The organism is Stenotrophomonas sp. YIM B06876 (assembly GCF_030711595.1).
GTDB lineage: Bacteria > Pseudomonadota > Gammaproteobacteria > Xanthomonadales > Xanthomonadaceae > Stenotrophomonas.
Genome location: NZ_JAUJUJ010000002.1, coordinates 159989 through 185964, shown reverse-complemented (window position 1 = coordinate 185964; position 25976 = coordinate 159989). Strand labels below are relative to the sequence as shown.

Here is a 25976-nt window from a genome sequence, read left to right as displayed (position 1 = left end):
TCAAAGAGTCCGATATGTCCAACAAGATCGAAGTCAACTCCGCCAGCATGACCCCGCGCGAGATCGTGCAGGAGCTGGACCGCCACATCGTCGGCCAGCACGATGCCAAGCGTGCGGTCGCCATCGCGTTGCGCAACCGCTGGCGCCGCAGCCAGCTGCCGGAGGAACTGCGTGACGAGGTGATGCCCAAGAACATCCTGATGATCGGCCCGACCGGCGTCGGCAAGACCGAGATCGCGCGTCGCCTGGCCACGCTGGCCAATGCGCCGTTCGTGAAGGTCGAGGCCACCCGTTTCACCGAGGTCGGCTATGTCGGCAAGGATGTGGAGCAGATCATCCGCGACCTGGCCGATACCGCGGTCAAGCTGTATCGCGAGCAGGCCAAGGTGCGCGTGCGCACCCAGGCCGAGGAGCGCGCCGAGGACCGCATCCTCGATGCGCTGCTGCCGCGCCGCAGTGGCGGCATCGGTTTCGATGCCGAAGCCGCGCGCAACGAACCTTCGGCGCAGGACAACGAGACCCGCCTCAAGTTCCGCCGCATGCTGCGCAATGGCGAGCTGGACCAGCGCGAGATCGAGCTGGAAATCGCCGCCAACGTGTCGATGGACATCATGACGCCGCCGGGCATGGAGGAAATGGGCCAGCAGTTGCGCTCGATGTTCGCCAACCTGGGCGGGGGCAAGTCCAACAAGCGCACGCTCACGATCAAGGCCGCGCGGCCGCTGCTGCTCGAAGAGGAGGCCGGCAAGCTGGTCAACGAGGACGACATCCGCAGTGCCGCGATCGAGGCCTGCGAGCAGCACGGCATCGTGTTCATCGACGAGATCGACAAGGTCGCCAAGCGCAGTGACAACATCGGTGGCGGCGATGTCTCGCGCGAGGGCGTGCAGCGCGACCTGCTGCCGCTGGTGGAAGGCTCCAGCGTGTCGACCAAGTACGGCACGATCAAGACCGACCACATCCTGTTCATCGCCTCCGGCGCATTCCACATGGCCAAGCCCAGCGATCTGATTCCCGAGCTGCAGGGCCGCTTCCCGATCCGGGTCGAGCTGGGGGCGCTGAGCAAGGACGATTTCGTGCGCATCCTCACCGAGCCGAAGGCCGCGCTGACCAAGCAGTACGAAGCGTTGCTGAAAACCGAGGGCGTGTCGGTGACGTTTGCCGCCGACGGCGTGGAGCGCCTGGCCGAGATCGCCGCGCAGGTCAACGAGCGCCAGGAAAACATCGGTGCGCGGCGCCTGCATACGGTGCTCGAGCGCCTGCTCGACACGCTCAGCTACGAAGCGCCGGACCGTGATGGTGACAGCGTCACCATCGATGGCGGCTATGTCGATGCGCATCTGGGCGAACTGGTGCAGGACCAGGACCTGAGCCGCTATATCCTGTAATTGCCATTGCCGGAAACCCGGACGGCGGCACGGGGTGCCGCCGGTTTTTCTGCGCGCCCGGCGGTGCCGCGGCGCTTGTGCACGCTCAGTCCAGCGGCAGCGGTGACGGCTCGGCGCCGCAGGTGAACACGCCTTCCTTGACGTGGGCGTACAGCACCACATCCAGGATCTGCTGGAAATCGCGGCGGATGTCGAACAGCTCCGGCTGGATCATCGCGTTGTAGATCACCCCGGTGAGGCAGGTGTGCAACATCCGCGCCATGGTGCGCGGCTCGGCGAATTCGCGCAGCTGGCCCAGTTCGCGCGCGCGCGTGAAGACGCGGGTGTAGATCTCCATCTGCTCCTGCGCGTTTTCCTTGTGGATGCGCTGCATCGCCACGCTCTCGGCGGACAGGTCGTTGCGCAGCATGATCTCCATCGTCTGGCGGCCACGGTCATCGCGGGCCAGCTCGTCGAGGGTCACCAGCAGCGCCGAGCGCAGATCCAGCACCGGAGTGGTGCGCTGCGCCGAGCAGCTGCGCCGCAGGCGTTCGATGAAGGGCAGGCGCTCGCGTTTGACCAGTGCCTCCAGCACCTCGGTCTTGTTCTTGAAATGCCAGTACACCGCGCCGCGGGTAAAACCGGCGCGGTTGCCGATCATCGCCAGGCTGGCGCCGGCCACGCCGTGCTCGTGGAAACAATCCCGGGCCGCGTCGAGGATGCCTTCGCGGGTGGCCTGGGCTTCTTCTTTGGTCCGTCTGGCCATGGCGTTGCTCACATCCGGAATGAAACCGGGCTGAATTATAGCTGTTTACAAACATCCGCGCATGTATGTATATTCGCGGCCCTCCCCGTGAATCCGCATGCCGTTGCCCCTGTGGCGGTGAACGGCTGGCCCCCATGCGCAACTCCGATCTTCGGCCGCGGGTAGCGGCGACCCTTCTTTCCTCTCGAGCCCCTGTCATGACCCGATCCCCCCGCCGTCTTGCCGCGCTGTCCCTTGCTTTGACCCTGGCGCTGTCCGCCTGCGCGGGGGCCGGGGCGCCGCCGGCGCAGGGGCCGGGACAGGTCACCGTGGTCACCTTGGCCACCGCGCCGGTCACATTGACCCGCGAGCTTCCCGGCCGTGCCGTGGCCTACCAGGTCGCCGAAGTACGGCCGCAGGTCAACGGCATCGTCGCCAAGCGCCTGTTCACCGAAGGCGGGCAGGTGAAGGCCGGCCAGCCGCTGTACCAGCTCGATGACGCAGCCTACCGCGCCCAGGCCAACAGCGCCCGCGCCCAGCTGGCGCGCGCCGAAGCCACCGCCGAAGCCGCGCGCCTGAGTGCGCGCCGCATCGCCGAACTGGCCAAGGTCAAGGCGGTCAGCGTGCAGGACAACGAGAACGCGCAGGCGGCGATGCAGCAGGCCCAGGCCGATGTCGCGGCCGCGCGCGCCGCGCTCGACGCGGCCAATGTCACGCTGGGGTATGCGCGTATCAGCGCGCCGATCAGCGGCCGTATCGGCAAGTCCGCGGTGACCCAGGGCGCGCTCATCACCGCCGGGCAGGCCGGCGCACTGGCCACGATCCACCAGCTCGATCCGATCCACATCGATCTGACCCAGTCTTCCAGCGAACTGTTACAGCTGCGCCGCGAACTGGCGGCCGGCCGCCTGCAGGGCAACGAGCAGTTGCCGGTGACGATCCTGCTCGAGGATGGCAGCGAGTTCGCGCACAAGGGCACGCTGCAGTTCTCCGAGGTCAGCGTCGACCCGGCCACGGGCAGTTTCAACCTGCGCGTGCGCGTGGCCAATCCCGAAGGTGAGCTGATGCCGGGCATGTACGTGCGCGCCCAGGTGGGCAGCGGCATCCGCGAACAGGCGCTGCTGGTGCCGATGCAGGGCATCGCCCGCGATCCCAAGGGCAATACCAGCGCCATGGTGGTCAATGCCGAGGGCAAGGTCGAGGTGCGTCCGGTCACGGTCAGCCGCGCCATCGCCGACAAGTGGCTGGTGGAGGCCGGATTGCAGGCCGGTGACAAGGTCATCGTCGAAGGCCTGCAGAAGATCGGCCCCGGGATGCCGGTCCAGGCCACCGAGAAGGGTGCCGACACGGCCCCGCCCGCCAGTGCCGCCGCCGCGGTGCCGGCCGCCCAGCAGTAAGCGGAGAATCCCATGGCACGTTTCTTTATTGATCGCCCCGTTTTCGCCTGGGTCATCGCCCTGGTCATCATGCTGGCCGGCGCACTGTCGCTGTTCAAGCTGCCGGTATCGATGTATCCGGAAGTGGCGCCGCCGGCCGTGGCGATCAGCGCCAGTTACCCCGGCGCCTCGGCCAAGGTGGTTGAAGACTCGGTGACGCAGATCATCGAGCAGAACATGAAGGGCCTGGACGGGCTGATCTATTTGTCGTCCAACAGCTCCTCCAACGGCCAGGCCAGCATCACCCTGACCTTCCAGAGCGGGACCGATCCGGACATCGCCCAGGTGCAGGTGCAGAACAAGCTGCAGCTGGCGATGCCGCTGTTGCCGCAGGAAGTGCAGCGCCAGGGCATCAATGTGGCCAAGTCGTCCAGCGGCTTCCTGCAGGTGATCGGTTTTGTGTCCGAAGACGGCAGCATGGATGCCACCGACATCGCCGATTACGTCGGTTCCAGCGTCGTCGACAGCCTCAGCCGGGTGCCGGGCGTGGGCAACATCCAGGTGTTCGGCGGCAAGTACGCCATGCGCATCTGGCTGGACCCGAACAAGCTGCACACCTACAGGTTGTCGGTGGCCGATGTCACCGGCGCGATCCGCGCGCAGAACGCGCAGGTGGCGATCGGCCAGCTTGGCGGCTCGCCGTCGGTACAGGGCCAGCAGCTCAACGCCACCATCAACGCGCAGGACCGCCTGCAGACTCCCGAACAGTTCCGCAACATCCTGGTGCGCAGCAGCGAGCAGGGGGGCGAACTGCGCCTGGGCGATGTCGCCCGGGTCGAGCTGGGCGCGGAAACCTACGACTTCACCACCCGCTACAACGGCAAGCCGTCCACCGGTATCGCCATCACCCTGGCCACCGGCGCCAACGCGCTGGAGACCGCCGAGGGCGTGCGCAGCGCGCTGGAAGGGATGCAGTCCAACTTCCCGACCGGGCTGAAGTACGTGGTGCCCTACGACACCACGCCGTTCGTGAAGGTCTCGATCCAAGGGGTGATCAAGACCCTGATCGAAGCCATCGTGCTGGTGTTCCTGGTGATGTACCTGTTCCTGCAGAACTTCCGCGCCACCCTGATCCCGACCATCGCGGTGCCGGTGGTGTTGCTGGGCACGCTCGGCATCCTCGCCGCGCTGGGTTTCTCGATCAACATGCTGACCATGTTCGCGATGGTGCTGGCGATCGGCCTGCTGGTCGATGACGCCATCGTGGTGGTGGAAAACGTCGAGCGGATCATGTCCGAAGAGGGCTTGTCGCCGCTGGAGGCCACCCGCAAATCGATGGGCCAGATCACCGGCGCGCTGGTCGGCATCGGCCTGGTGCTGTCGGCGGTGTTCGTGCCGATGGCGTTCATGAGCGGCGCCACCGGCGTCATCTACCGCCAGTTCTCGGCGACCATCGTCTCGGCGATGGCGCTGTCGGTGCTGGTGGCCATCGTGCTGACCCCGGCGCTGTGCGCGACCATGCTCAAGCCGATGCAGAAGGGCCAGCCTCACGGCGCCCCCAAGGGCCTGTCGGGTCGCTTCTTCGGCGCCTTCAACCGCGGTTTCGACCGCACCAGTGGCAGCTACCAGCGCGGCGTGCGCGGCATCCTCGCCCGGCCCGGCCGGTTCATGGCGGTGTTCGCGGCGCTGGCGATCGTCATGGGCGTGCTGTTCGTGCGCCTGCCCAGTTCGTTCCTGCCCAATGAAGACCAGGGCATCCTGTTGGCGCTGGTGCAGGCCCCGGTCGGGGCCACCCAGGAGCGCACGCTGGAATCGCTTTCCAAGCTGGAAAACCACTTCCTGGAAAACGAAAAGGACGCGGTCGAGTCGATCTTCTCGGTGCAGGGCTTCAGCTTTGCCGGCATGGGCCAGAACGCAGGCATGGCCTTCGTCAAGCTCAAGGACTGGAGCGAGCGCACGCCCGAACAGGGCGCGATGCCGATCACCGGCCGCGCGATGGGGGCGCTGAGCCAGGTCAAAGACGCCTTCATCTTCGCCTTCCCGCCGCCGGCGATGCCGGAACTGGGCGTCGGCTCGGGCTACACCTTCTTCCTGAAGGACAACGGCAGCCACGGCCACCAGGCGTTGCTGGATGCACGCAACCAGCTGCTGGGTCTGGCGGCCCAGAGCAAGCTGCTGGCCAACGTGCGCCCGAACGGGCAGGACGACACGCCGCAGCTGCGGATCGATATCGACGTTGCCAAGGCCGGCGCGCTGGGGCTGTCGCTGGACGTGGTCAACAGCACCCTGGCGGCGGCGTGGGGCAGCCAGTATGTGGACGACTTCATCGACCGCGGCCGGGTCAAGCGGGTGATGCTGCAGGCCGACAGCCCGTTCCGGATGAATCCGGAGGATTTCAACCTGTGGTCGGTCAAGAACAACAAGGGCGAGATGGTGCCGTTCCCGGCATTTGCCAGCAGCCGCTGGGATTACGGTTCGCCGCGTCTGGAGCGTTACAACGGTGTGGCGGCGATGGAAATCCAGGGCGAGCCGGCCGCAGGCGTGGCCTCGGGCGATGCGATGGACGAGGTCGAGCGCCTCGCCAGACAGCTGCCGCCGGGCTTCGGTATCGAATGGACCGCGCTGTCCTACCAGGAACGCGAGGCCGGTTCGCAGACGCCGCTGCTGTACACGCTGTCGGTGCTGATGGTGTTCCTGTGTCTGGCCGCGCTGTATGAAAGCTGGAGCGTGCCCACCGCGGTACTGCTGGTGGCGCCGCTGGGCATCCTCGGTGCGGTGCTGGCCAACACCTTCCGCGGCATGGAGCGCGACATCTACTTCCAGGTGGCGATGCTGACCACGGTCGGGCTGACCTCGAAGAACGCGATCCTGATCGTCGAGTTCGCCAAGGAGAACGTCGAAAAGGGCGCCAGCCTGATCGACGCCACCATGCACGCGGTGCGTGACCGCCTGCGCCCGATCATCATGACCTCGCTGGCCTTCGGCCTGGGCGTGCTGCCGCTGGCGATCGCCGCCGGTGCCGGCTCCGGTGCGCAGCGCGCGATCGGTACCGGCGTGCTCGGCGGCATGATCGTGGGCACCCTGCTGGGCGTGTTCTTCATTCCGCTGTTTTTCGTGGTGGTGCAGAAGCTGTTTGTGCGCAAGCGCCAACCGGCTGCCATCGATGCAGGAGATTCCCATGTCTAAGTCGGCAACCGGCGCCCTGGCCCTGGCCGTGGGCCTGTTCGTGTCCGGGTGCGCCGTGCTCGAACCGCGTGATGTCGAGGTGGCGCCGGCTGTGGCGGTGCAATGGCCGATACCGGCGTCGGCCGGGGCGTCCAGCGGCGCGGCAGCGGAGACCGGTTGGCGCGATTTCTTCACCGATCCGCGGCTGCAGGAGGTGATCGCGCTGGCCTTGCAGAACAACCGCGACCTGCGCGTGGCGATGCTCAATGTCGACAAGGCACGGGCGCAGTACGGCATCCAGCGTGCCGAGCGGCTGCCGGCCCTGGCAGCCAACGGCCAGTTGCTGCGCAGCGGCGGCGATATGCCGGTCGGCACGCAGTACAGCGCCGATCTGGGCGTGGCCGGGTTCGAACTGGACCTGTTCGGGCGGGTGCGCAACCTCAGCGAAGCGGCGTTGCAGCAGTATTTCGTCAGTGCCGAGGCACGCCGCGCCGCGCAGTTGTCGCTGGTGGCGGGCGTGGCCCAGAGCTGGCTGGGGCTGGCTGCCGATGGCGAACGGCTGCGTATCGCCCAGGCCACTTTCGACAGCCACGCAACCTCGTTGCAGCTGATCGAGCAGCGCGAGCGGCTGGGCGCGGCCTCGGCGCTGGAGCTGAACCAGGCGCAGACGCAACTGGAAGCCGCGCGCGCCGACGTGGCGCGTTACCGCGGGCAGCTGGCGCAGGACCGCAACGCATTGAACCTGCTCGCCGGGCAGACGGTGGCAGCGGATCTGCTGCCGGAGACATTCGTGGCGCAGGTGGGCGGGCTGGAACCGCTGCCGGCCGGGGTGCCGGCCGAGGTGCTGTTGCGGCGCCCGGATGTGATGGCGGCCGAGCACCGGCTGCTGGCCGGCAACGCCAATATCGGTGCGGCGCGGGCGGCGTTCTTCCCGTCGATCCGGCTGACCGGCGCGGTCGGTTCAGCCAGCGCTGAACTGTCGGGCCTGTTTGAAAGCGGCACCCGGATCTGGAGCTTCATGCCGCAGATCAGCCTGCCGATTTTCCAGGGCGGGCGCCTGCGCGCGAACCTGGGCGTGGCCAATGCCGATCGCGATATCGCCCTGGCCGAGTATGAAAAAGCGATCCAGAGCGGGTTCCGCGACGTCGCCGATGCGCTGGCGCTGGAACAGGCCTTGGGCGAACAACAGGCAGCGCAGCAGGCCCTGCTGCAGGCCGCACAACGCGCGCACGAACTGGCACAGGCGCGCTATGACGCCGGCCTGGACGGCTTTCTGGTGCTGCTGGATGCGCAGCGCACGCTCTACGGTGCGCAGCAGGGACTGGTGGCCACGCAACTGGCCGGGCAGGCCAACCGGGTGTCGCTGTACAAGGCGCTGGGCGGTGGCTGGCGCGAGCGCACCTGAGCGCCCGGCCACACCGGCCCGCAACGGCGGGCGTACCCGTCGCGGTGGGGAGCGCTCACAACGGCGGGGTATCCACCAGTTGCGCCTGTTCGACCGCGCCCAAGCGCTGGGCGATTTCGGCCATCAGGTTGCACAGCTCCACGCGCTGCCCGGGAAAACTCTCGGCCAGCTCGTCCTGGATGGCCTGATAGGCGTTCCAGAAGCTGGCCGACCGTTGATGGCGGGCGTACTGGGTACGCAGACGCTCGCCGACGTCGGCCAGCGAGCAGCGACGTGCAGGCGGCAGAGGACGCGATGGGTGCGGCATACATCACCTCGGTATCAGTATCCCCCCTGATGCCTGGAGCATGCGCCCAATCGGTGACCGGAGTGTTACCGGAACGTAATCCGGACAGGCGGGTGCCCCGGTCTGTGACCGGCCGGCAACGCCGCGCTCATTCGCCGATGTCTTCGTTCCAGATCTCGGGATTGGCGGCGATATAGCCACCCATCATGGCGATGCATTCCTCGCTTTGCAGGTCGATGACGTTGACCCCGTTCTCGCGCAGCCAGTCGATGCCGCCGCCGAAGGTGACCGATTCGCCCACCACCACGGTGCCGATGTTGAACTGGCGCACCAGTCCGCTGCAGTACCAGCACGGGGCCAGCGTGGTGACCATGATGGTGTCGCGGTAGCCGCGCTGGCGGCCGGCCTTGCGGAAGGCGTCGGTCTCGCCGTGGATCGACGGATCGCCTTCCTGCACCCGGCGGTTGTGGCCGCAGCCGAGCAGGCGGCCGTCGTTGTGGTACAGCGCCGCGCCAATCGGGATGCCGCCTTCGGCCAGGCCCTGGCGGGCTTCGGCGATGGCGGTGTCGAGCAGGGCGCGATAGTCGGGGGTGGTGATCATGCGGAATTTCCTCGGTGGCACAGACGGGCAGGGCAGGAGGCGCGCGGCCACCCGCAGGGTCGGCATGATAACGGCAGGGCGGTGGCGGCCCTGCCGTGGGCCAAGGGCGCGCTGGCGCCGGCGGTGCGATAATTGCCGCATGAGCGAATCTCCCTACAAGACCGGTACCACCCATTTCGGTTTCCGAGACGTGCCCGCCAAGGACAAGCAGAAGCTTGTCGGCGAGGTGTTCACCTCGGTCGCCGGCAACTATGACCTGATGAACGACCTGATGAGCCTGGGCATCCATCGGGTGTGGAAGCGCTATTTCGTCGCCACCGCGCAGGTCAAGCCGGGCGACCGCGTGCTCGACCTGGCGGGCGGCACCGGCGATATCGCGGTGCTGCTGAAGCAACGGGTGGGCAGTGAGGGCGCCGTGGTGCTGGGCGACATCAACGCCGGCATGCTGTCGGTGGGCCGCGACCGGCTGACCAATCGCGGCCATGTCTCCGGTTTCGACTATGTGCAGTGCGATGCCGAGGCGTTGCCGTTCCCGGACCAGAGTTTCGACCTGGTGACGATCTCCTTCGGCCTGCGCAACGTCACCGACAAGGACGCCGCGCTGCGCGAGATGTACCGCGTGCTCAAGGTCGGCGGCCAGGCGCGGGTGCTGGAGTTCTCCGAAGTGACCGTGGACTGGTTCAAGCCGATCTACGACTTCCATTCCTTCAAGGTGCTGCCGCGGCTGGGCAAGCTGTTCGCGCGCGGCGATTCGGACAGCTACCAGTATCTGGCCGAGAGCATCCGCAAGCATCCGCCGCAGGAAGAACTCAAGGCGATGATGGCGCAGGCCGGATTCGAGCGCTGCCACTACAAGAACCTCAGCGCCGGGATCGTCTCGATCCACTCCGGCTACAAGGTCTGAGACCGCGGTAGCGGTTGCCTGGCGCTGCAGCGGTCACACTGCAGGCCGGCTCTCCGGGAAGCACGCATGTCCTTGTATCAGCGGTTGGCGCGGGTTTTCCCGCGCTCCTTCAGCGCCAGACTGCTGGCGGTGGCGTGTGTCGGCCTGCAGGTGCCGTTGCTGGGTCTGCTGGGCTGGATGCTGTGGCAGGGCGATTTCCAGCACGGCCGCCTGCTGCCGGCTCTGGCCGTGGTGCTGGTGGCCACGCTGGCTGGCGGCGGGGCGACGCTGCTGGCCCTGCACCGGCTGCTGGCGCCGTTGCGCGCCGCGGCCGATGCGCTGGATGCCTACTACGAGCAACAGCGCCTGCCGCACCTGCCCGATCTGGGCCAGGACGAGATCGGCCGGGTGCTGCGCGGGATCAACCGCAGCCTGCATGGCGTGGACGCCGGTCTGGCCGACCTGCACCGCAGCGTGCTGCTCGATCCGCTGACCGAGGCGCTCAACCGCCGCGGCTGCGAGCAGGCGCTGGCCGAATCGGCCCGCGAGGCCCAGGACAACAGCTGGCCGTTCGTGCTGTTCGTGGTCGACCTGGACAACCTCAAGCCGATCAACGACCGCTTCGGCCACCAGGCCGGCGACCAGGTGCTGGTGCGGCTGGTGGAATCGGCCTACCACTGGCTGGGGGCGCAGGACTGGATCGGGCGCTGGGGCGGCGATGAGTTCCTGGTCGGAGTGCATGCCGAACATCACATCGCCACCGCCAAGCTGCGGCAATGGCTGGCGGCGCTGGAGCAGCCACGCCGCGCGGAAGATCCGCCCGTGCAGGCCAGCGCCGGCTGGGCGGCCTATCGCCCCGGCGAAGACCTGCGCGGGTTCTATGCCCGCGCCGATGCGGCGATGTACCGGGCCAAATATGCCGGCGGTCGGCAGCTGCAGGGCGAGGACGGCGGTGTGCAGCGGCAAACGGAAACCGAACGGACGTGATCGCCACAGGACGTTAAACTGGCTTATTCATCCAGATCGGTTACAGATCCATGCGCACACCGTTCCTGCTTCTGCCCCTGGCCATGGCGTTCGTCGCCGGCTGTGCCAATGAACCCGCTGCCGCCGTGGCGGATCCCGCCGCCCAAAAACCGGCCACCGCTGTGAATACCGTCAACCGCAGTCACGATGAAAGCTCCTATGCCGAGCCGGACAAGGTCGTCATCAAGGACCTGGCGCTGGACCTGAAGCTGGATTTCGACCACAAGCAGATCGCCGGCACCGCCACCTACACGCTGGACTGGAAGGACAAGGCCGCCACCCAGCTGGTGCTGGACACCCGCGAGCTGACCATCGAGAAGGTCGATGCGGTGGAGGCCGGCGGCACGCTGTCGCCGCTGCCGTTCCAGCTGGCCAGCGCCGACAAGGTGTTCGGCAGCAAGCTGAGCATCGAGGCGCCACAGCATCCGCAGACGGTGCAGGTGACCTACCACACCGCCTCGACCGCCTCGGGCCTGCAGTGGCTGGAGCCGTCGATGACCGAGGGCAAGCGGCTGCCCTTCATGTTCAGCCAGTCGCAGGCGATCCACGCCCGTTCGTGGGTGCCGCTGCAGGACACCCCGAGCGTGCGCTTCACCTACAGCGCGCACGTGGTCTCGCGTCCGGACGTGATGGTGCTGATGAGCGCCGACAACGATCCCAAGGCCGTGCGCGACGGGGATTACAGCTTCAAGATGCCGCAGCCGATTCCGTCCTACCTGCTGGCGATTGCCGCCGGCGACCTGGTGTTCGAGCCGATCTCCGGCCGCTCCGGGGTGTGGGCCGAGCCGTCGATGGTCGGCAAGGCCGCCAAGGAATTCGAGGACACCGAGAAGATGATCGGTGCCGCCGAAAAGCTGTACGGCCCTTACCGCTGGGGCCGCTACGACATGCTGGTGCTGCCGCCGTCGTTCCCGTTCGGGGGCATGGAAAATCCGCGCCTGACCTTCGCCACCCCGACCGTGATCGTCGGTGACAAGTCGCTGGTGTCGCTGATCGCCCACGAACTGGCGCACAGCTGGTCCGGCAATCTGGTCACCAACGCCAGCTGGAAGGACATCTGGCTCAATGAAGGCTTCACCACCTACGTCCAGGCCCGCATCACCGAGGCGCTGTACGGCCCGGAAATGGCCGAGATGGAGCGCGAGATCGACCAGACCGACCTGCTGGCCGAAGTGAAGGGCATGAACCCGGCCGACCAGGCGCTGGCGCTGCCGCCGCTGACCGAGCGCGACCCGGACGACGCGTTGAGCCAGGTGGCCTACGTCAAGGGCGCATGGTTCCTGCAGTTCCTGGAGCAGCGTTTCGGCCGCGCGGTGTTCGACCCGTTCCTGCGCGGCTGGTTTGACGACCACGCCTTCCAGAGCGCCACTACCGACCAGTTCGTCGCGTACCTGAAGAAGAACCTGCTGCCGAAGAACCCGAACGCGGTCACCGCCGCCGAGCTGGACGCATGGCTCAACGAGCCGGGCATCCCGGCGTTCGCGCAGAAGGCGCGTTCGCGCAATTTCTCCATCGTCGATACCGCGCGCATCGCCTTCCTCGGCAGTGACCAGTTGCCCAACCGCCAGGTGACCAGCGAATGGAGCACGCAGGAATGGGTGCGCTTCATCGATGGCATGGGCAAGACCCTGCCGCTGGAAAAGCTGGCGCAGCTGGACCGCGGCTACAAGTTCACCGGTACCGCCAATGGCGAAATCGCCATGCGCTGGTATCCGCTGGCCATCCGCAGCGGCTATACCGAAGCGCAGGCCGCGGCCGGCGAGTTCATCCAGCGCGTGGGCCGGCGCAAGCTGGTCCTGCCGATCTACGCCGAACTGGTGAAGACGCCGGAAGGCCTGGCGTTTGCCAAGGAAGTGTTCGCCCGCGCCAAGCCGGGTTACCACCCGATCACCACCGCCTCGGTGGAGGAAATGCTGGCCAAGGCCGAAGCAGGCGCGGCCAAACGGTAATCACCGCAATGGCGGGTTGAACGGAAACGGCGGGGAAATCCGCCGTTTTCTTTTGTGCGGCGGGCCCTGGCCGGGTATTGCTGTTTCGCGGCCGCCATCGCCCCACCCCGGGCGTAGCGCCGCGCTGGCCGGCGGTGCCTCCGGTCCCGAATAATGGCCGCCGCTGGCCCGATGCCCGCGGCCGCGGCGGGTCCCGCCGCCATTGCTTGACGATAAAGTAGCCGGTCGACGCTCCACGGCGTCCCGGTCAACTACGGAGCACCTGATGAAACACCTGATTCTGGCCACGGCCTGCGCCCTCGCGCTGGTGGCTTGCAGCAATCCCGAGGCCGAGCGCCAGGCGCAGGAAGCGGCCGCGACGCGGGCCCGGGCCGCGCGCGAGCAGCAGGCCGAAGCCCTCGGCAAGCAGTACGACAGCGCCGTGACCACGGGTGACTGGGACAAGGCGCGGATCTTGGGGGCGGGGCTGTTCGACCAGTTTCCCGATTCGGACACCGCCCGCCGGGTCGAACCCGGCTACGCCGACGTCAAGGCCAAGGGCGAGGCCGCGCGCGAGCTGCGGCGGATGCAGGCGCTGTGGAACTACAGCCAGGTGGCGGTCAAGGGCGGCACCCAGCGCTCGGCGACGATCTACAGCAAGCAGCCGGTGGACGTGGACGGCCGCGGCGCCAAGCCGGTACAACTGGTGTTCCGCGACCACCCCGAATGGAAGCGCCACGCCTATCTGGTGCTGCAGGCCGGCGACTTCGCCAAGGCCTGCTACCGCAGCTGCCAGGTCACGGTGGCGGTGGATGGCGGCACGCCACGGCCCATGGCCGCCTACCGGCCGGATACCGACGAGGCGATCGCGATGTTCATCACCGACCACAAGGCGATGTGGAAGACGGTGCGCAACGCCCGCAGCGTGGAGATCAGCTTCCCGGTCAAGGCCGGCGGCACCCGCAGTGTACTGTTTGAAACCGGCGGGCTGGACGGCAGCCAGATGCCGGCATGGGATTGAGCGGGGCGATGGCGGGCGGCGCAGGCGGTACCTCCCTGCCGCCGGTGGCGGCCAGCCGCCACTGGGTGTTCGACATGGATGGCACCCTGACCGAGCCGCTGCATGATTTCGATCTGATCCGGCGTGAATTGGGGATTCCGGCCGGGGCCGACATCCTGCAGCACGTGGCCGGGTTGCCGCCGCGGCAGGCGGACGAATGCCACGACTGGCTGCTGCGGCACGAACGTGCGCTGGCGATGGCGGCGACGCCCGCACCGGGCGCGGTGGCGCTGGTGACCACGCTGCAGGCGGCCGGTTGCCGGCTGGGCATCCTCACCCGCAACGCGCGCGAGCTGGCACTGCTGACGTTGGCCGCGATCGGGCTGGCGCACTGTTTCGCCGCAGAAGAGATCCTCGGCCGCGAGGAGGTGGCGCCAAAGCCGGCGCCGGCCGGGCTGCGGTTCTTTGCCGCCCGCTGGGGCGTGGCGCCGCCGGCGATGCGCATGGTCGGCGACCACTATTACGATCTGGCCAGCGCGCAGGCGGCCGGCGTGCCCGCGGTGCTGGTCAACCAGGCCGGCGACCCGTGGCCGGGACTGGCGCAGTGGCGGCTGCGCGATTGCGCCGAGCTGCTGCAGTGCTGGCGCAACGGCTGAGGGCAGGCAGAAAAAACGGCGCCGCGGCGCCGTTTTCCATTCCAGCGGGGACGCGGCTCAGAGCGCGTAGCCGAACTGCTGCTTGAACTGGTCGTTGAACTCGTCGAAGTCGAAGCGCTGGTTCTGGGTGCCGGGGTGCTCGACCTTCAGTGCGCCCATCAGGTTGCCCATGCGGCCGATGGTCAGCCAGTCGTAACCCTTCTCGATGCCGAAGATCAGGCCGGCGCGGAACGCATCGCCGCAGCCGGTCGGATCGACCACCCGGCGCTCGTGCGCGGGCGGGATCTGGTAGCTCTTTTCCGGGGTATGGATGACCGCGCCCTTCGGGCCCTGGGTGGTGATGTAGGCCTTGACCCGGCTGACGATCGCTTTTTCGTCCCAGCCGGTGCGTTCCTGCAGCAGGTTGGACTCGTAGTCGTTGACCACCACGTAGTCGGCCTGCTCGATGAACTGGCGCAGTTCGGGGCCGTTGAACAGCGGCATCGCCTGGCCCGGGTCGAAAATGAACGGAATGCCGCATTCGAGGAATTCGGCCGCATTCTGGATCATGCCCTCGCGGCCATCCGGGCTGACGATGCCGAAGCTCACGCCGGGCACGTCGCGCACGTGGTTCTCGTAGGAACGCATCATCGCGCCGGGGTGGAAGGCGGTGATCTGGTTGTTGTCGTGGTCGGTGGTGATGAACGCCTGCGGGGTGAACAGGTCATCGAGCACCTTGATCCGCGACATGTCGATCCGCTGTTCGGCGAAATGCTCGCGGTACGGGCTGAAATCCTGGCCCACGGTGGCCATCGGGATCGGCTCGCCGCCCAGCAGCTTCAGGTTGTAGGCGATGTTGCCGGCGCAGCCGCCGAACTCGCGGCGCATGCGCGGCACCAGGAACGAGACGTTCAGGATGTGCACCTTGTCCGGCAGGATGTGGTTCTTGAACTGGTCCGGAAACACCATGATGGTGTCAAAGGCAAGAGAACCACAGATCAAAGCGGACATCGGGAAAGACCTATACGGGTGGGAGTTTCCACCCGGCGGACGGGGTGGTTTGGGCGCCGGAGGGCGCATGGCGGTGCAAAGGTTACCGGCTGAGGCGGCCTAGGACCAGAACCGCGGATGTCCGGGCGCGACCGGAATCGGTCCGGCGCCCCGTTTTGACAAGGATTGTCCTTGCCCGGGCCGGGGTGGGTTGATAGGCTAGCGGACCTCATTTTCTGCCCATTTTTTCGCCAGTCGGCGTGGGCACGACACCCCTCAGGATCACCTCCCAGATGTTCAAGAAGCTGCGTGGCATGTTCTCCAATGACCTGTCCATCGACCTGGGCACGGCCAATACCCTCATTTACGTGCGTGGGCAGGGAATCGTGCTCAACGAGCCGTCGGTCGTGGCGGTACGTCAGGATCGCGCCATTGGCGGCACCCGTTCGGTGGCCGCGGTCGGCGCCGAGGCCAAGCAGATGCTCGGCCGTACCCCGGGCCACATCACCACCATCCGCCCGATGAAGGACGGCGTCATCGCCGACTTCACCTACACCGAGGCGATGCTCAAGCACTTCATAAGGAAGGTGCACAAGTCGCGCTTCCTGCGTCCCAGCCCGCGCGTGCTGGTGTGCGTGCCGGCCGGCTCGACCCAGGTCGAGCGCCGCGCGATCAAGGAATCGGCCGAGGAGGCCGGTGCGCGCGATGTGTTCCTGATCGAAGAGCCGATGGCCGCGGCGATCGGTGCCGGTATGCCGGTGACCGAGGCGCGCGGCTCGATGGTCATCGATATCGGCGGCGGCACCACCGAAGTGGCGGTGATTTCGCTCAACGGCATCGTCTATTCGGCCTCGGTGCGCATCGGTGGCGACCGCTTCGACGAGTCGATCACCAACTACGTGCGCCGCAACCACGGCATGCTGATCGGTGAAGCCACCGCCGAGCGGATCAAGGTCGAGCTGGGCTGCGCCTACCCGCAGGCCGAAGTGATCGAAATGGAAATCTCCGGCCGCAACCTCGCCGAGGGCGTGCCGAAGATGATCAAGATCAGCTCCAACGAGGTGCTCGAAGCCCTGCACGAGCCGCTGTCGGGGATTGTTTCCGCGGTCAAGCTGGCGCTGGAGCAGACCCCGCCGGAACTGTGCGCCGACGTCGCCGAGCGCGGCATCGTGCTGACCGGCGGTGGCGCCTTGTTGCGCGACCTGGACCGGCTGATTTCCGAGGAAACCGGCTTGTATGTGCAGGTGGCCGATGACCCGTTGACCTGCGTGGCCCGCGGTGGCGGCCGTGCGCTGGAGCTGGTGGACATGCACGGCAACGAGTTCTTTGCGCCGGAATAAGCGGTGCCGGCCCTGTATCGCGCACGCGCCTCCGCGGCGTGATGCCGCCGGCGTGGGTGCCGCGCCGGACATCGCCCCGCTGGGGCGTTGTCGCATCCTTCTCCCGTCTTTTTCCAGTCGAAGCTTGTCGTGCCGCCCTACGCCGGTCCTCCCGTAGCCTCCCGCCAGGGTGATGCCAGCAGCCCGCTGCGGCTGCTCGCCTATCTGGCGCTGGCCATCACCCTGATCGTGCTCGACGACCGGGGCGGCTGGCTGTCGCGTCTGCGCAGCCAGGCCACCGTGCTGGTGCAGCCGGTATGGGCGCTGGCCGGCTTGCCGGGGCGCCTGGGTTCCTCGGTCAAGGACAACGCCGCCAGCCACAACCAGCTGGTGGCCGAGAACCGGGAGCTGCGCAACCAGTTGCTGCTCGCCAACGCGCGCCTGACCCGGTTGCAGACCGCGGCGCTGGACAACGCGCAGCTGCGCGAACTGCTCAACGTGGCCGAACGCAGCGGGCTGGACGTGCAGCTGGCGCCGATCCTGGATATCGACCTGGACCCGGTGCGGCAACGGCTGGTGCTCGATGCCGGCAGCCGCGAGGGCGTGCACGTTGGCCAGGCGGTGATCGATGCCGGTGGCCTGATGGGCCAGGTGATCGCGGTGACTCCGGCGCATTCGACCGTGCTGCTGCTGACCGACCCGGACCATGCGGTGCCGGTGACGGTGGCGCGCAATGGCGTGCGCCTGATCGTCTACGGCCGCGGCGACACCCTGGAGCTGCGCGACATTCCGCTCAGTGCCGGGGTGGAAGTGGGCGACGAGATTGTCACCTCCGGACTGGGCGGCCGGTTCCCGTCCGGGTTCCCGGTCGGAACCATCACCCGGCTGCGGCCGGACGATACCCACGCCTTCCTGGTGGGTGATCTGCAGCCGGCGGCCCAGCTCGACCGCGGCCGCGATGTGCTGCTGCTGCGCGCGGTACCGGCGCTGGCGCTGGGTACAGCGGCCGAAACCGCGGCAACGCCGGCTACCGGCGCGGTACCCGCCACCGGCCGCGCCGCGGTGCCTGCCGCCACTGCTGCCGGCACCGCGGTGAAAACGGCCCGTCCGGACGTCGCACCGCCCCCGGCCGCGCCTTCTTCCCGTGCCGCTGCCGAGCCGCGTCCATGAGTCGCCTGCGCACCAAGAGCTGGGTCCTGCCCGTCAGCCTGATCCTGGCCCTGCTGCTGGGGCTGGTGCCGCTGCCGCCGCTGTTGCAGCCGCTGCGGCCGTACTGGCTGGCGCTGGTGCTGGCCTACTGGGTGATGGAAACGCCCGAGCGGGTCGGGCTGGGATTCGCCTTTGCAATCGGCGTGCTGGCCGACCTTATGTACGGCAGCATCCTTGGCGAGCAGGCGCTGCGGCTGGTGATCTTCACGTTCATCCTGCAGCGCTTCCGCGCGCGCATCCGTTTCTTCCCGATGTCGCAGCAGGCGCTGGCGATCGGTGGCCTGCTGGCCAATGACCGCATCGTCGATGCCGCCATCCATCTGCTGGCCGGCGAGCCGATGCTGCCGTGGACCTACTGGTGGGCACCGCTGCTGGGCATGCTGCTGTGGTTGCCGCTGTTCGTGCTGCTCGATGCGGTGCGGCTGGGCCGGCGCAGTCGCGGCCGCGGGCGCTGAGCATGTATCCGCGCCGTCAGGCCAAGAATGTCCACGCCGAGGCCGAGCAGTTCCGCCGGCGCGCGGCCCTGGGGTTTTTCGCGGTGGTGGTGGCGTTGCTGGCGCTGGGCGGCTGGTATTTCAAGCTGCAGGTGCTGGACCACGACATCTACGCCACCCGGTCGGAGGCCAACCGCATCAAACCCCGGCCGGTGGTGCCCGGGCGCGGCATGATCTACGACCGCAACGGCCGGCTGCTGGCCGAGAACGTGCCGGCGTTCCGGGTCGATGTCACCCCGGACAAGGTCGAGGACATGGATGCGACTCTGGCCGGGTTGCAGGGCATCTTCGCGCTGACCGACGAGGACATCGAGCGCTTCAACGAACTGCGCAAGGCGCGCCGGCGGTTCCTGCCGGTGACGCTGAAGCTGCGGGTCAACGATGAGGAAATGGCCCGCTTCGCGGTGGATCGCTGGAAGTATCCGGGGGTCGAGCTGGAGCCGTATCTGACCCGGCGCTATCCCTTTGGCGACCTGTTCGCGCACGTCATCGGCTACGTCGGCCGTATCGATGACAAGGATCTGGAAACCCTCGGCGAGGGCAATGCCGCGCTGACCCATATCGGCAAGTCCGGGCTGGAGCGCTATTACGAGCAGGCGTTGCGCGGCAAGGTCGGCTACGAGCAGGTCGAGACCAATGTGCAGGGGCGGGCGATCCGTACCGTCGGCCGGGTGCCGGCGCAGTCGGGGGCCGACCTGCGGCTGTCGGTCGATGCCGACCTGCAGCGGGCGATGGTGGCCGCGTTCGGCGACGAGGAAGGCGCCGCCGTGGCGATCGACCCGCGCACCGGCGAGGTGCTGGCGATGGTCAGCCTGCCGTCCTACGACGCCAACCTGTTCGTCAACGGCATCTCCCACGCCGACTTCAAGGCGCTCAATGCCAACCCGTCGCGGCCGCAGTTCAACCGGCTGGTGCTGGGCGGGGTGGCGCCCGGGTCGACGGTCAAACCGTTGATCGGTCTGGCCGGGCTGGACAGTGGCGTGCGCCGGCCGGAAGACAAGGTGCTGTCCACCGGCATGTTCTATCTGCCCGGCACCAGCCGCGGCTGGGGCGATGCCAACCGCAGCGGCCATGGCTGGACCGATCTGCGCAAATCCATCGCCCAGTCGGTCAATACCTATTACTACCGGCTGGCGCTGGACCTGGGGATCGAGCGCTTCGACCACTACATGGGTGCGTACGGCTTCGGGCAGCCGACCGGGATCGATCTGGTCGGCGAGATCGGCGGCATCGTGCCCTCGCCGCAGTCCAAGCTGAAGGCGCGCAAAGAACGCTGGTATCCCGGCGATACGGTCAACTCGGCCATCGGCCAGGGCTTGTGGAAGGTCACCCCGCTGCAGCTGGCGCGCGCGGTCGGGGGCCTTGCCGACGGGCAGCTGCGGCGCCCGCACCTGGTGATCGAACAGCGGGCCGGCTTCGACCACGACTGGCTGCCGCTGGCGCAACCGCCGGGCAGGCCGATCAGCCCGAATCCGGGCAACCTGCAGGCGGTGCGCGAGGGCATGAAGGCGACCATGCAGCCCGGCGGCGGCGGCTGGCGTTCGGCGGTCGGCGCGTCCTATGTGATGGCCGGCAAGACCGGCACCGCGCAGGTGGTCAGCCGGCGCGGCACCGCCTCGGTCAATCCCAAGAGCCTGCCGATGCACCTGCGCCACCGCGCGCTGTTTGTCGGCTTCGCGCCGGCCGACAATCCGGTCATCGCCATTGCGGTGGCGGTGGAGGGCGGCGGTTACGGCGGCTCGGCGGCCGCGCCGATCGCACGCAAGGTGTTCGACGCCTGGTTGCTGGGCAAGATGCCCGACGGGTTGCAGCCGCTGGACAGCGAGCGCGGCACCACCAGCATCGGCACCACCCCGTTCGACGCCGAGGATCCGGCCCTGCATGTCGCCGGCGAACACGCCGCGGCGGCGCTGGAGGACGACATTCCGGTGCAGCTGGGCGCGCCTGCGCCAGCGGCAGCGGCACCACCCATTGCCCCGCCGGGACCGGCGCTGGAGCCGCGGCGATGAACGATTTCCTGCGCTGGGCCAGCGAGATGGGCGGGCGCCTGACCCGCGGTGTGGACTGGATCCTGTTGCTGGCCTTGCTGACACTGATGGGGATCGGCCTGGCGGTGCTGCACAGCGCCGGCGGTGACCGCCTGGTGATGGCGCAGGCGGCGCGTTTCGGGGTCGGGTTGCTGGCGATGTGGGGTATCGCGCGGTTGTCGATCCTGCGCATCCGCGCGTGGACGCCGATGATCTATGCGCTGTCGATGCTGCCGCTGCTGGCGGTATTCGTGCTGGGCACCGGCAAATACGGCCGGCAATGGCTGGACCTGAAATTCTTCTACCTGCAGCCGGCCGAGCTGCTCAAGGTTAGCCTGCCGATGATGGTGGCCTGGTACCTGCACCGGGTGCCGCTGCCGCCGCGGGTGCCGGTGGTGCTGGTGGCTGCGCTGATCATCGGCCTGCCCACCGCGCTGGTGATGCTGCAGCCGGACTTCGGCACCGCGGTGCTGATCGCGGCCAGTGGCGCCTTCGTGCTGCTGCTGGCGGGACTGCCCTGGTGGTGGGTAGGCGTGGGCGTGGGCGGCGTGGCGGCAGCCGCACCTGTCGCCTGGTTCTGGCTGCTGATGCCCTACCAGAAGGACCGCATCCTGATGTTCCTGGACCCGGAGAGCGATGCGCTGGGCGCGGGCTGGAACATCATCCAGTCCAAGATCGCGATCGGTTCGGGCGGGCTCGGCGGCAAGGGCTGGGGGCTGGGCTCGCAGTCGCATCTGAACTTCATTCCCGAGCAGACCACCGACTTCGCGTTCTCGGTGTTGAGCGAGGAGTTCGGCTGGATCGGCGTGGCCATCGTGCTGGCGCTGTACCTGCTGGTGATCGGCCGCTGCCTGTGGATCGCGGTGCAGTCCCGCGACAGCTATTCGCGGCTGCTGGCCGGCGCCACCGGGTTGGCGTTCTTCGTCTACGTGCTGGTCAACGGCGGCATGATCTCCGGGGTGATGCCGGTCGTCGGGGTGCCGATGCCCTTGATCAGCTATGGCGGCACCTCGGCGGTGTCGCTGCTGGCCGGCTTCGGGCTGGTGATGGCGGTGCGCGCGCATCGCCCGGTGCATGGCCACTGACGGCAAACGTGCGGCGCCGGGTGTCTGGAGTTTTGATCCAGATCAAAACAATTTTTTGCGTTGCTGTTCACAATGGCGCCCCCATCGCCGGTCGCCACGCGCCGCGGGGGAGGCGGGGCGGCAGCCCGGTCGTGCCGAATTCGGGGCCTGGTCCGTGGGGAGACGGACCAGGCCTGTACGGGATCCGGTGGGAGTGCCGGCTGCGCCTGCGGGGATGGGGGCGCAGCCGGCAGTCCATTTTTCGGATCCGCCGCCGCTGATCCGCACGGCAGGCCTCCGGCCCGGCGCCGGCCTGCCGTCGCCCCGGGGGCCGCATTCAGGGCGGCGGGCAGCGCACAGACGCCCCGATACAGCCGCAATCCACGGCTTTGAAGTGCTTCAATCCTGTTGCGATTCATGGTCTTATTGATGGAAATTCATCCTTGACCTGCTAATCTCGCCCGATGATTCGAAGCGCACTGGTCTGTTTTTTCACGTTCGGTCTGGTCGCCTGCGCGACCCCGCCGCAGGCATCCACTCCCTCGTCCGCGGCCATGCCGGCCGGGTCGGTTGTCCCGGGCAAGGGGCCGGCCGAAGCCGCGCCGGAAACCGCTGGCAACCTGCCGCCGGTGGACTTGGCTCCGGTGCCGTTCGCCACCGCGCGGGCCAACTTCATCCGCGACACCGCCGCCCGCTACCGGATCGATCCGGCGTTCATTGACCGCACCCTGGCCAGTGCCCAGGTGCGCCCGCCAATCATCGCGGCGATGTCGCGCCCGGCCGAACGGGTCAAGCCGTGGAACGAGTACCGGCCGATGTTCATCAGCCAGGCACGGATCGACGGCGGCCGTGCCTTCCTGGCCCAGCACCGCGACGAGCTGAAGCGGGTGGAGGCGGCAACCGGGGTGCCGGCCGAAGTGATCGTGGCGATCATCGGCGTGGAGACCAGCTACGGCGCCAACACCGGAAAGCACAAGGTGCTCGATGCGCTGTACACGCTGGCCTTCAACTACCCGCGCAGCGGCGACCCGGACAAGCTCGAGCGCGAGGTGCGGCGCGAGCTGTTCTTCCGCGACGAGCTGGCCAAGCTGTTCGTGCTGACGCGCGACGAGAACCTGGACATCACCGCGCTGCAGGGCAGCTATGCCGGCGCGATGGGCATGGGCCAGTTCATGCCGTCGAGCTATCTGGATTTCGCCGTCGACGGCAACGGCGATGGCCGCCGCGACCTGTTCAACAGCTACGACGACGTATTCGCCTCCATTGCCAACTATTTCGTGAAGAAGGGCGGCTGGGTGCGGGGGGGGCAGGTGGCGGTGCCGGCCACGCTGGCGGCGGGCAGGGACGAGTTCAATCCCGCCGACTGGACGCCGGGTTACAGCCTGGCCGACCTTGCGGCCCGCGGCTACCGCGCCAGCGGCCCGGTGCGGGCGGGCGCCACCGCCACCCCGATCACGCTGGAGGCCAGCAACGGCAAACAGTACTGGCTGGGCTTCCAGAACTACTACGCGATCACCCGTTACAACCTCTCCAAAATGTACGCGATGGCCGTGTTCCAGCTGTCCCGGGCCATCGCCGGCGAGGAGCTTCCGCCGGCATGAAGATGCGATGGCTGGTCCCTGCGTTGATGGTGCTCGGGCTGGCGGCCTGCAGCAGCGCACCGAAGAAGTCCGGACCCGCGGCCGCCGCGGCCAGGCCGGGCGGCGTGGTTCATGGTGGCAAGAGCGCGGCCAGGGGTTGCCCGGAAGGCTCGCCGTATGCGCCGGCGAAAGAGGATCTCTCCACCCGCGGCAATTACACCGCCGGCGGCCTGTACAAGCCCGGGGTCTCGGACACCACTCCGGACTATGTGCCCAATGTGGCCTGTATCCCGGAGCCGCGGGTGACCGATGAACCGCGTTCGCCAGTGGGCAACCGCTCGCCGTACACGGTGCTGGGCAAGGAATACAAAGTGATGGACCGGGTGGCCGACTACGCCGAGCAGGGCATCGCCTCGTACTACGGCAGCAAGTTCCACGGCCGGCTGACCTCCAATCGCGAGGTCTACGACATGTATGCCTTCACTGCCGCGCACAAGACCTTGCCGCTGCCGAGTTTTGCGCGGGTCACCAACCTGGACAATGGCGAATCGGTGGTGGTGCGGGTCAATGACCGTGGCCCGTTCCACGACGGCCGGGTGATCGATCTGAGCTATGCCGCGGCGGTGCGGCTGGGTATCACCCAGCGCGGCACCGGCCGGGTCGAGGTGAAAGGGCTGACGCCCGGTAGCGACAATCTGCTGGCCGCCGGAGCGGATAAACCTGCCCGGCGGGCCCAGGCCGCGAGCCGGGCTGCCGCCACCGCGGCGGCCAGTGATATGGACCGGCTGGTGGGCAAGTTGCCGCCGGTAACGGCCGCCGCCGTGACCACCGCGCGCCAGACCGTGGCCACGGCGCCGGTCGTCGCGCGCGCCGGGGCCGCGGCATCCGCGGCGGCGGACGCCGCCGACAGGTCCGATGCGTGGATGAAGGACGCCGGGGTGCGCGTGGCCAGCGGCCGTGCAGCGGGCACGCCGCCACCGGCAGCCGCTGCCCCGGCGCCGACGGCATCCCCCACCCTGGCCGCGAGCGCGCTGGGCAATGTGCTGCTGCAAGTGGCCAGTTTCTCCAATCGCGACAACGCCACCCGGGCATTGGGCCAGCTGGCGTCGGCCGGCATCGCCGGGGCCAGCCTCAGCGACATCGTCAGTGGCGGGCGCACCCTGTGGCGGTTGCGGGTCGCGGCCAATGACGTCGGCAATGCCGCCGAGCTCGCCGGCCGCATCGCGGGGCTGGGGTTTGGCCAGCCACAGATCGTCCGTGACTGAATCCCGTATGCGGACGGGGGCCGCCGCACTCCGGCCTGCCGTCGTCGCCCTACAATGCTTGCCCCGATCTGCCCGTCCATCAGGAACCGTTGTCCGATGAAATTCCGTTTCGCCATCGCCGCCATGGCCACGCTCGCCATGGGCCTGGTTTCCGCCCAGACGCCTACTCCCGTTCCAGCCCCGGCGGCCGCCGCGCCGACGGTGGTCGCCACGCCACCGGCGCCGGTTCCCAGCGCGTCCAGATCCTGGGTGCTGATGGATTACGCCACCGGCCAGGTGCTGGCGGGCGAGAACATCCATGAGCAGCTGCCGCCGGCCAGCATCACCAAGGTGATGACGTCCTACGTGATCGCCGCCGAAATCAAGAACGGCAAGATCAAGCCCGACGACCAGGTGATGATGAGCGAGCGCGCCTGGCGCGAAGGGGGCGCCGGCACCGATGGCAGTTACAGCGGTTTCCCGGTCAACCAGACCGCGCGTCTGGAAGACATGGAAAAGGGCATGGCGGTGCAGTCCGGCAACGATGCCGCGATCGCGCTGGCCGAGCACGCGGCCGGCAGCCAGGAAGCGTTTGCCGCGCTGATGAACAGCTATGCCGCCAAGATCGGCATGAAGGACTCGTACTTTGTCAACGCCCATGGCCTGACCGCCGAAGGGCACCATTCCACCGCCTACGATCTGGCGTTGCTGGGCCGGGCCCTCGTGCACGATTACCCGGAGACCTACGCCTACAACAAGATCAAGGAATTCAAGGTCGGCGACATCACCCAGCCCAACCGCAACCTGCTGTTGTGGCGTGACCCGAGCGTGGACGGCATCAAGACCGGCCACACCTCGGCCGCCGGTTACTGCCTGATGAGTTCGGCCCAGCGCGGCGACCAGCGCCTGATTGCGGTGCTGATGGGGGGCAGCTCGGAGAAGCAGCGGGCCAACGACAGCCTGGCGCTGCTGAACTGGGGGTTCCGTTTCTTCGAAACCCATCGCCTGTACGAGCCGGGTGCGGCGGTGACCACGCAGAAGGTATGGAAGGGCAAGGGCGACCAGGTGCAGTTGGGCGTGGCCGAGCCGCTGCTGGTCAGCGTGCCGCGCGGCCGCTACAACGATCTCAAGCCGAGCATGGACGTGCCCAAGGTGCTGGAGGCGCCGATCACCGCCGGCCAGCAGATCGGTACGGTGAAGGTTTCGCTTGACGGCAAGGTGGTGGCCCAAGCGCCGCTGGTGGCCGTGGCCGCGATCGAGGAGGCCGGTTTCTTCAAGCGCCTGTGGGACAGCTTCATGATGTGGTGGAAGTCGGAATAACGACGCCCCCGCTTGCGCCGGCCCTCGGGCGGCGGACACAAAAAGCCGGCACTTGTGCCGGCTTTTCTGTGCACCGGCATCGCCGCCCGGCTGCGGGCCTGCCGGACAGCGCTTCACTGGCCAGCGCGCAGCAGGCCATCACAGTGACCGGCGCCGGACGCCTGTGGGCCAATGCCCGGGGCACCGGAGCGGCCGTGCGCAGCCTGGACCTGCGCATGGTGCTGTACCCGAGCGGGGGAAGGACGGGCTGATGTGGGAGGTCGAGCCGGGCGGCAATGGCGGGTGTCTTCCACCCGGCTGCAACTGTCCAGG

The 25976-nt window shown here is 67.9% G+C and carries 21 protein-coding genes; 17 read left to right on the top strand and 4 right to left on the bottom strand.

Annotated features, from left to right (window positions below):
- Positions 1–14 precede the first annotated feature (14 nt).
- A complete protein-coding gene (hslU, locus tag QZH66_RS01975) occupies positions 15–1388 on the top strand; it encodes an ATP-dependent protease ATPase subunit HslU (protein WP_305804265.1) in 1374 nt (457 codons plus the stop codon).
- An 85-nt stretch (positions 1389–1473) separates the two neighbouring features.
- Here the strand turns inward: hslU and QZH66_RS01970 are convergent, their stop codons facing one another.
- Positions 1474–2133 (bottom strand): TetR family transcriptional regulator, encoded by a 660-nt coding sequence (locus tag QZH66_RS01970; protein ID WP_305804264.1) that lies wholly within the window; start codon positions 2131–2133, stop codon positions 1474–1476.
- A 197-nt stretch (positions 2134–2330) separates the two neighbouring features.
- Between QZH66_RS01970 and QZH66_RS01965 the strand changes: the two genes are divergently transcribed.
- The 3 genes from QZH66_RS01965 to QZH66_RS01955 are packed head-to-tail and all read left to right on the top strand — an operon-like array spanning position 2331 to position 8058.
- Positions 2331–3509 (top strand): efflux RND transporter periplasmic adaptor subunit, encoded by a 1179-nt coding sequence (locus QZH66_RS01965; RefSeq protein ID WP_305804263.1) that lies wholly within the window; start codon positions 2331–2333, stop codon positions 3507–3509.
- A 12-nt stretch (positions 3510–3521) separates the two neighbouring features.
- A complete protein-coding gene (gene smeE, locus QZH66_RS01960) occupies positions 3522–6674 on the top strand; it encodes a multidrug efflux RND transporter permease subunit SmeE (RefSeq protein ID WP_305804262.1) in 3153 nt (1050 codons plus the stop codon).
- Entirely contained in the window at positions 6667–8058 is a 1392-nt protein-coding gene (locus tag QZH66_RS01955; RefSeq protein WP_305804261.1) for an efflux transporter outer membrane subunit, read from the top strand. The genes smeE and QZH66_RS01955 overlap by 8 nt, the downstream gene beginning before the upstream one ends.
- A 55-nt stretch (positions 8059–8113) precedes the next feature.
- Here QZH66_RS01955 and QZH66_RS01950 read toward each other — a convergent pair whose 3' ends face one another.
- Together QZH66_RS01950 and QZH66_RS01945 are read right to left on the bottom strand one after the other, a co-directional pair.
- The gene (locus QZH66_RS01950) at positions 8114–8365 is read right to left on the bottom strand and encodes a hypothetical protein (protein WP_305804260.1); all 252 of its coding nucleotides are present in this window, start codon (positions 8363–8365) and stop codon (positions 8114–8116) included.
- Positions 8366–8492: 127 nt separating this feature from the next.
- The gene (locus tag QZH66_RS01945) at positions 8493–8945 is read right to left on the bottom strand and encodes a nucleoside deaminase (protein ID WP_305804259.1); all 453 of its coding nucleotides are present in this window, start codon (positions 8943–8945) and stop codon (positions 8493–8495) included.
- 139 nt (positions 8946–9084) lie between these two features.
- Here QZH66_RS01945 and ubiE point away from each other — a divergent pair, with 139 nt between their 5' ends.
- The 5 genes from ubiE (at position 9085) to QZH66_RS01920 (ending at position 14438) form a co-directional block, all read left to right on the top strand.
- Complete coding sequence (ubiE, locus tag QZH66_RS01940) at positions 9085–9849, top strand: bifunctional demethylmenaquinone methyltransferase/2-methoxy-6-polyprenyl-1,4-benzoquinol methylase UbiE (protein WP_305804258.1); 765 nt, start codon at positions 9085–9087, stop codon at positions 9847–9849.
- A gap of 66 nt (positions 9850–9915) precedes the next feature.
- A complete protein-coding gene (locus QZH66_RS01935) occupies positions 9916–10815 on the top strand; it encodes a GGDEF domain-containing protein (RefSeq protein ID WP_305804257.1) in 900 nt (299 codons plus the stop codon).
- A gap of 50 nt (positions 10816–10865) precedes the next feature.
- The gene (locus QZH66_RS01930; protein WP_305804256.1) at positions 10866–12803 is read left to right on the top strand and encodes a M1 family metallopeptidase; all 1938 of its coding nucleotides are present in this window, start codon (positions 10866–10868) and stop codon (positions 12801–12803) included.
- Between the two features lie 265 nt (positions 12804–13068).
- The gene (locus QZH66_RS01925) at positions 13069–13803 is read left to right on the top strand and encodes a hypothetical protein (RefSeq protein ID WP_305804255.1); all 735 of its coding nucleotides are present in this window, start codon (positions 13069–13071) and stop codon (positions 13801–13803) included.
- Positions 13804–13811: 8 nt separating this feature from the next.
- Positions 13812–14438, top strand: a complete 627-nt coding sequence (locus tag QZH66_RS01920; protein ID WP_305804254.1) for an HAD family hydrolase — start codon at positions 13812–13814, stop codon at positions 14436–14438.
- Positions 14439–14495: 57 nt separating this feature from the next.
- On the opposite strand, the gene QZH66_RS01915 is transcribed toward QZH66_RS01920, so the two are convergent.
- Entirely contained in the window at positions 14496–15428 is a 933-nt protein-coding gene (locus QZH66_RS01915) for a carbohydrate kinase family protein (protein ID WP_305804253.1), read from the bottom strand.
- Between the two features lie 272 nt (positions 15429–15700).
- Here QZH66_RS01915 and QZH66_RS01910 point away from each other — a divergent pair, with 272 nt between their 5' ends.
- The 8 genes from QZH66_RS01910 (at position 15701) to QZH66_RS01875 (ending at position 25664) form a co-directional block, all read left to right on the top strand.
- Positions 15701–16747 carry a rod shape-determining protein gene (locus tag QZH66_RS01910; protein WP_305804252.1) on the top strand — a complete coding sequence of 349 codons (1047 nt, stop codon included), beginning with the start codon at positions 15701–15703 and terminating at the stop codon, positions 16745–16747.
- A 129-nt stretch (positions 16748–16876) separates the two neighbouring features.
- On the top strand, positions 16877–17896 hold the full coding sequence (gene mreC / locus QZH66_RS01905; protein WP_305804251.1) for a rod shape-determining protein MreC: 1020 nt from the start codon (positions 16877–16879) through the stop codon (positions 17894–17896).
- Positions 17893–18390 carry a rod shape-determining protein MreD gene (mreD, locus tag QZH66_RS01900; RefSeq protein ID WP_305804250.1) on the top strand — a complete coding sequence of 166 codons (498 nt, stop codon included), beginning with the start codon at positions 17893–17895 and terminating at the stop codon, positions 18388–18390. Before mreC ends, mreD begins: the two co-directional genes overlap by 4 nt.
- A gap of 2 nt (positions 18391–18392) precedes the next feature.
- Positions 18393–20438: a penicillin-binding protein 2 gene (gene mrdA, locus QZH66_RS01895; RefSeq protein WP_305804249.1), complete on the top strand. Its 2046-nt coding sequence runs from the start codon at positions 18393–18395 to the stop codon at positions 20436–20438.
- Positions 20435–21541 carry a rod shape-determining protein RodA gene (gene rodA, locus QZH66_RS01890; protein ID WP_305804248.1) on the top strand — a complete coding sequence of 369 codons (1107 nt, stop codon included), beginning with the start codon at positions 20435–20437 and terminating at the stop codon, positions 21539–21541. Before mrdA ends, rodA begins: the two co-directional genes overlap by 4 nt.
- A gap of 443 nt (positions 21542–21984) precedes the next feature.
- Positions 21985–23121 carry a lytic murein transglycosylase B gene (mltB, locus tag QZH66_RS01885; protein ID WP_305804247.1) on the top strand — a complete coding sequence of 379 codons (1137 nt, stop codon included), beginning with the start codon at positions 21985–21987 and terminating at the stop codon, positions 23119–23121.
- Positions 23118–24365, top strand: a complete 1248-nt coding sequence (locus QZH66_RS01880) for a septal ring lytic transglycosylase RlpA family protein (protein WP_305804246.1) — start codon at positions 23118–23120, stop codon at positions 24363–24365. The genes mltB and QZH66_RS01880 overlap by 4 nt, the downstream gene beginning before the upstream one ends.
- Before the next feature lie 96 nt (positions 24366–24461).
- Positions 24462–25664, top strand: a complete 1203-nt coding sequence (locus QZH66_RS01875; RefSeq protein WP_305804245.1) for a D-alanyl-D-alanine carboxypeptidase family protein — start codon at positions 24462–24464, stop codon at positions 25662–25664.
- Positions 25665–25976 lie beyond the last annotated feature (312 nt).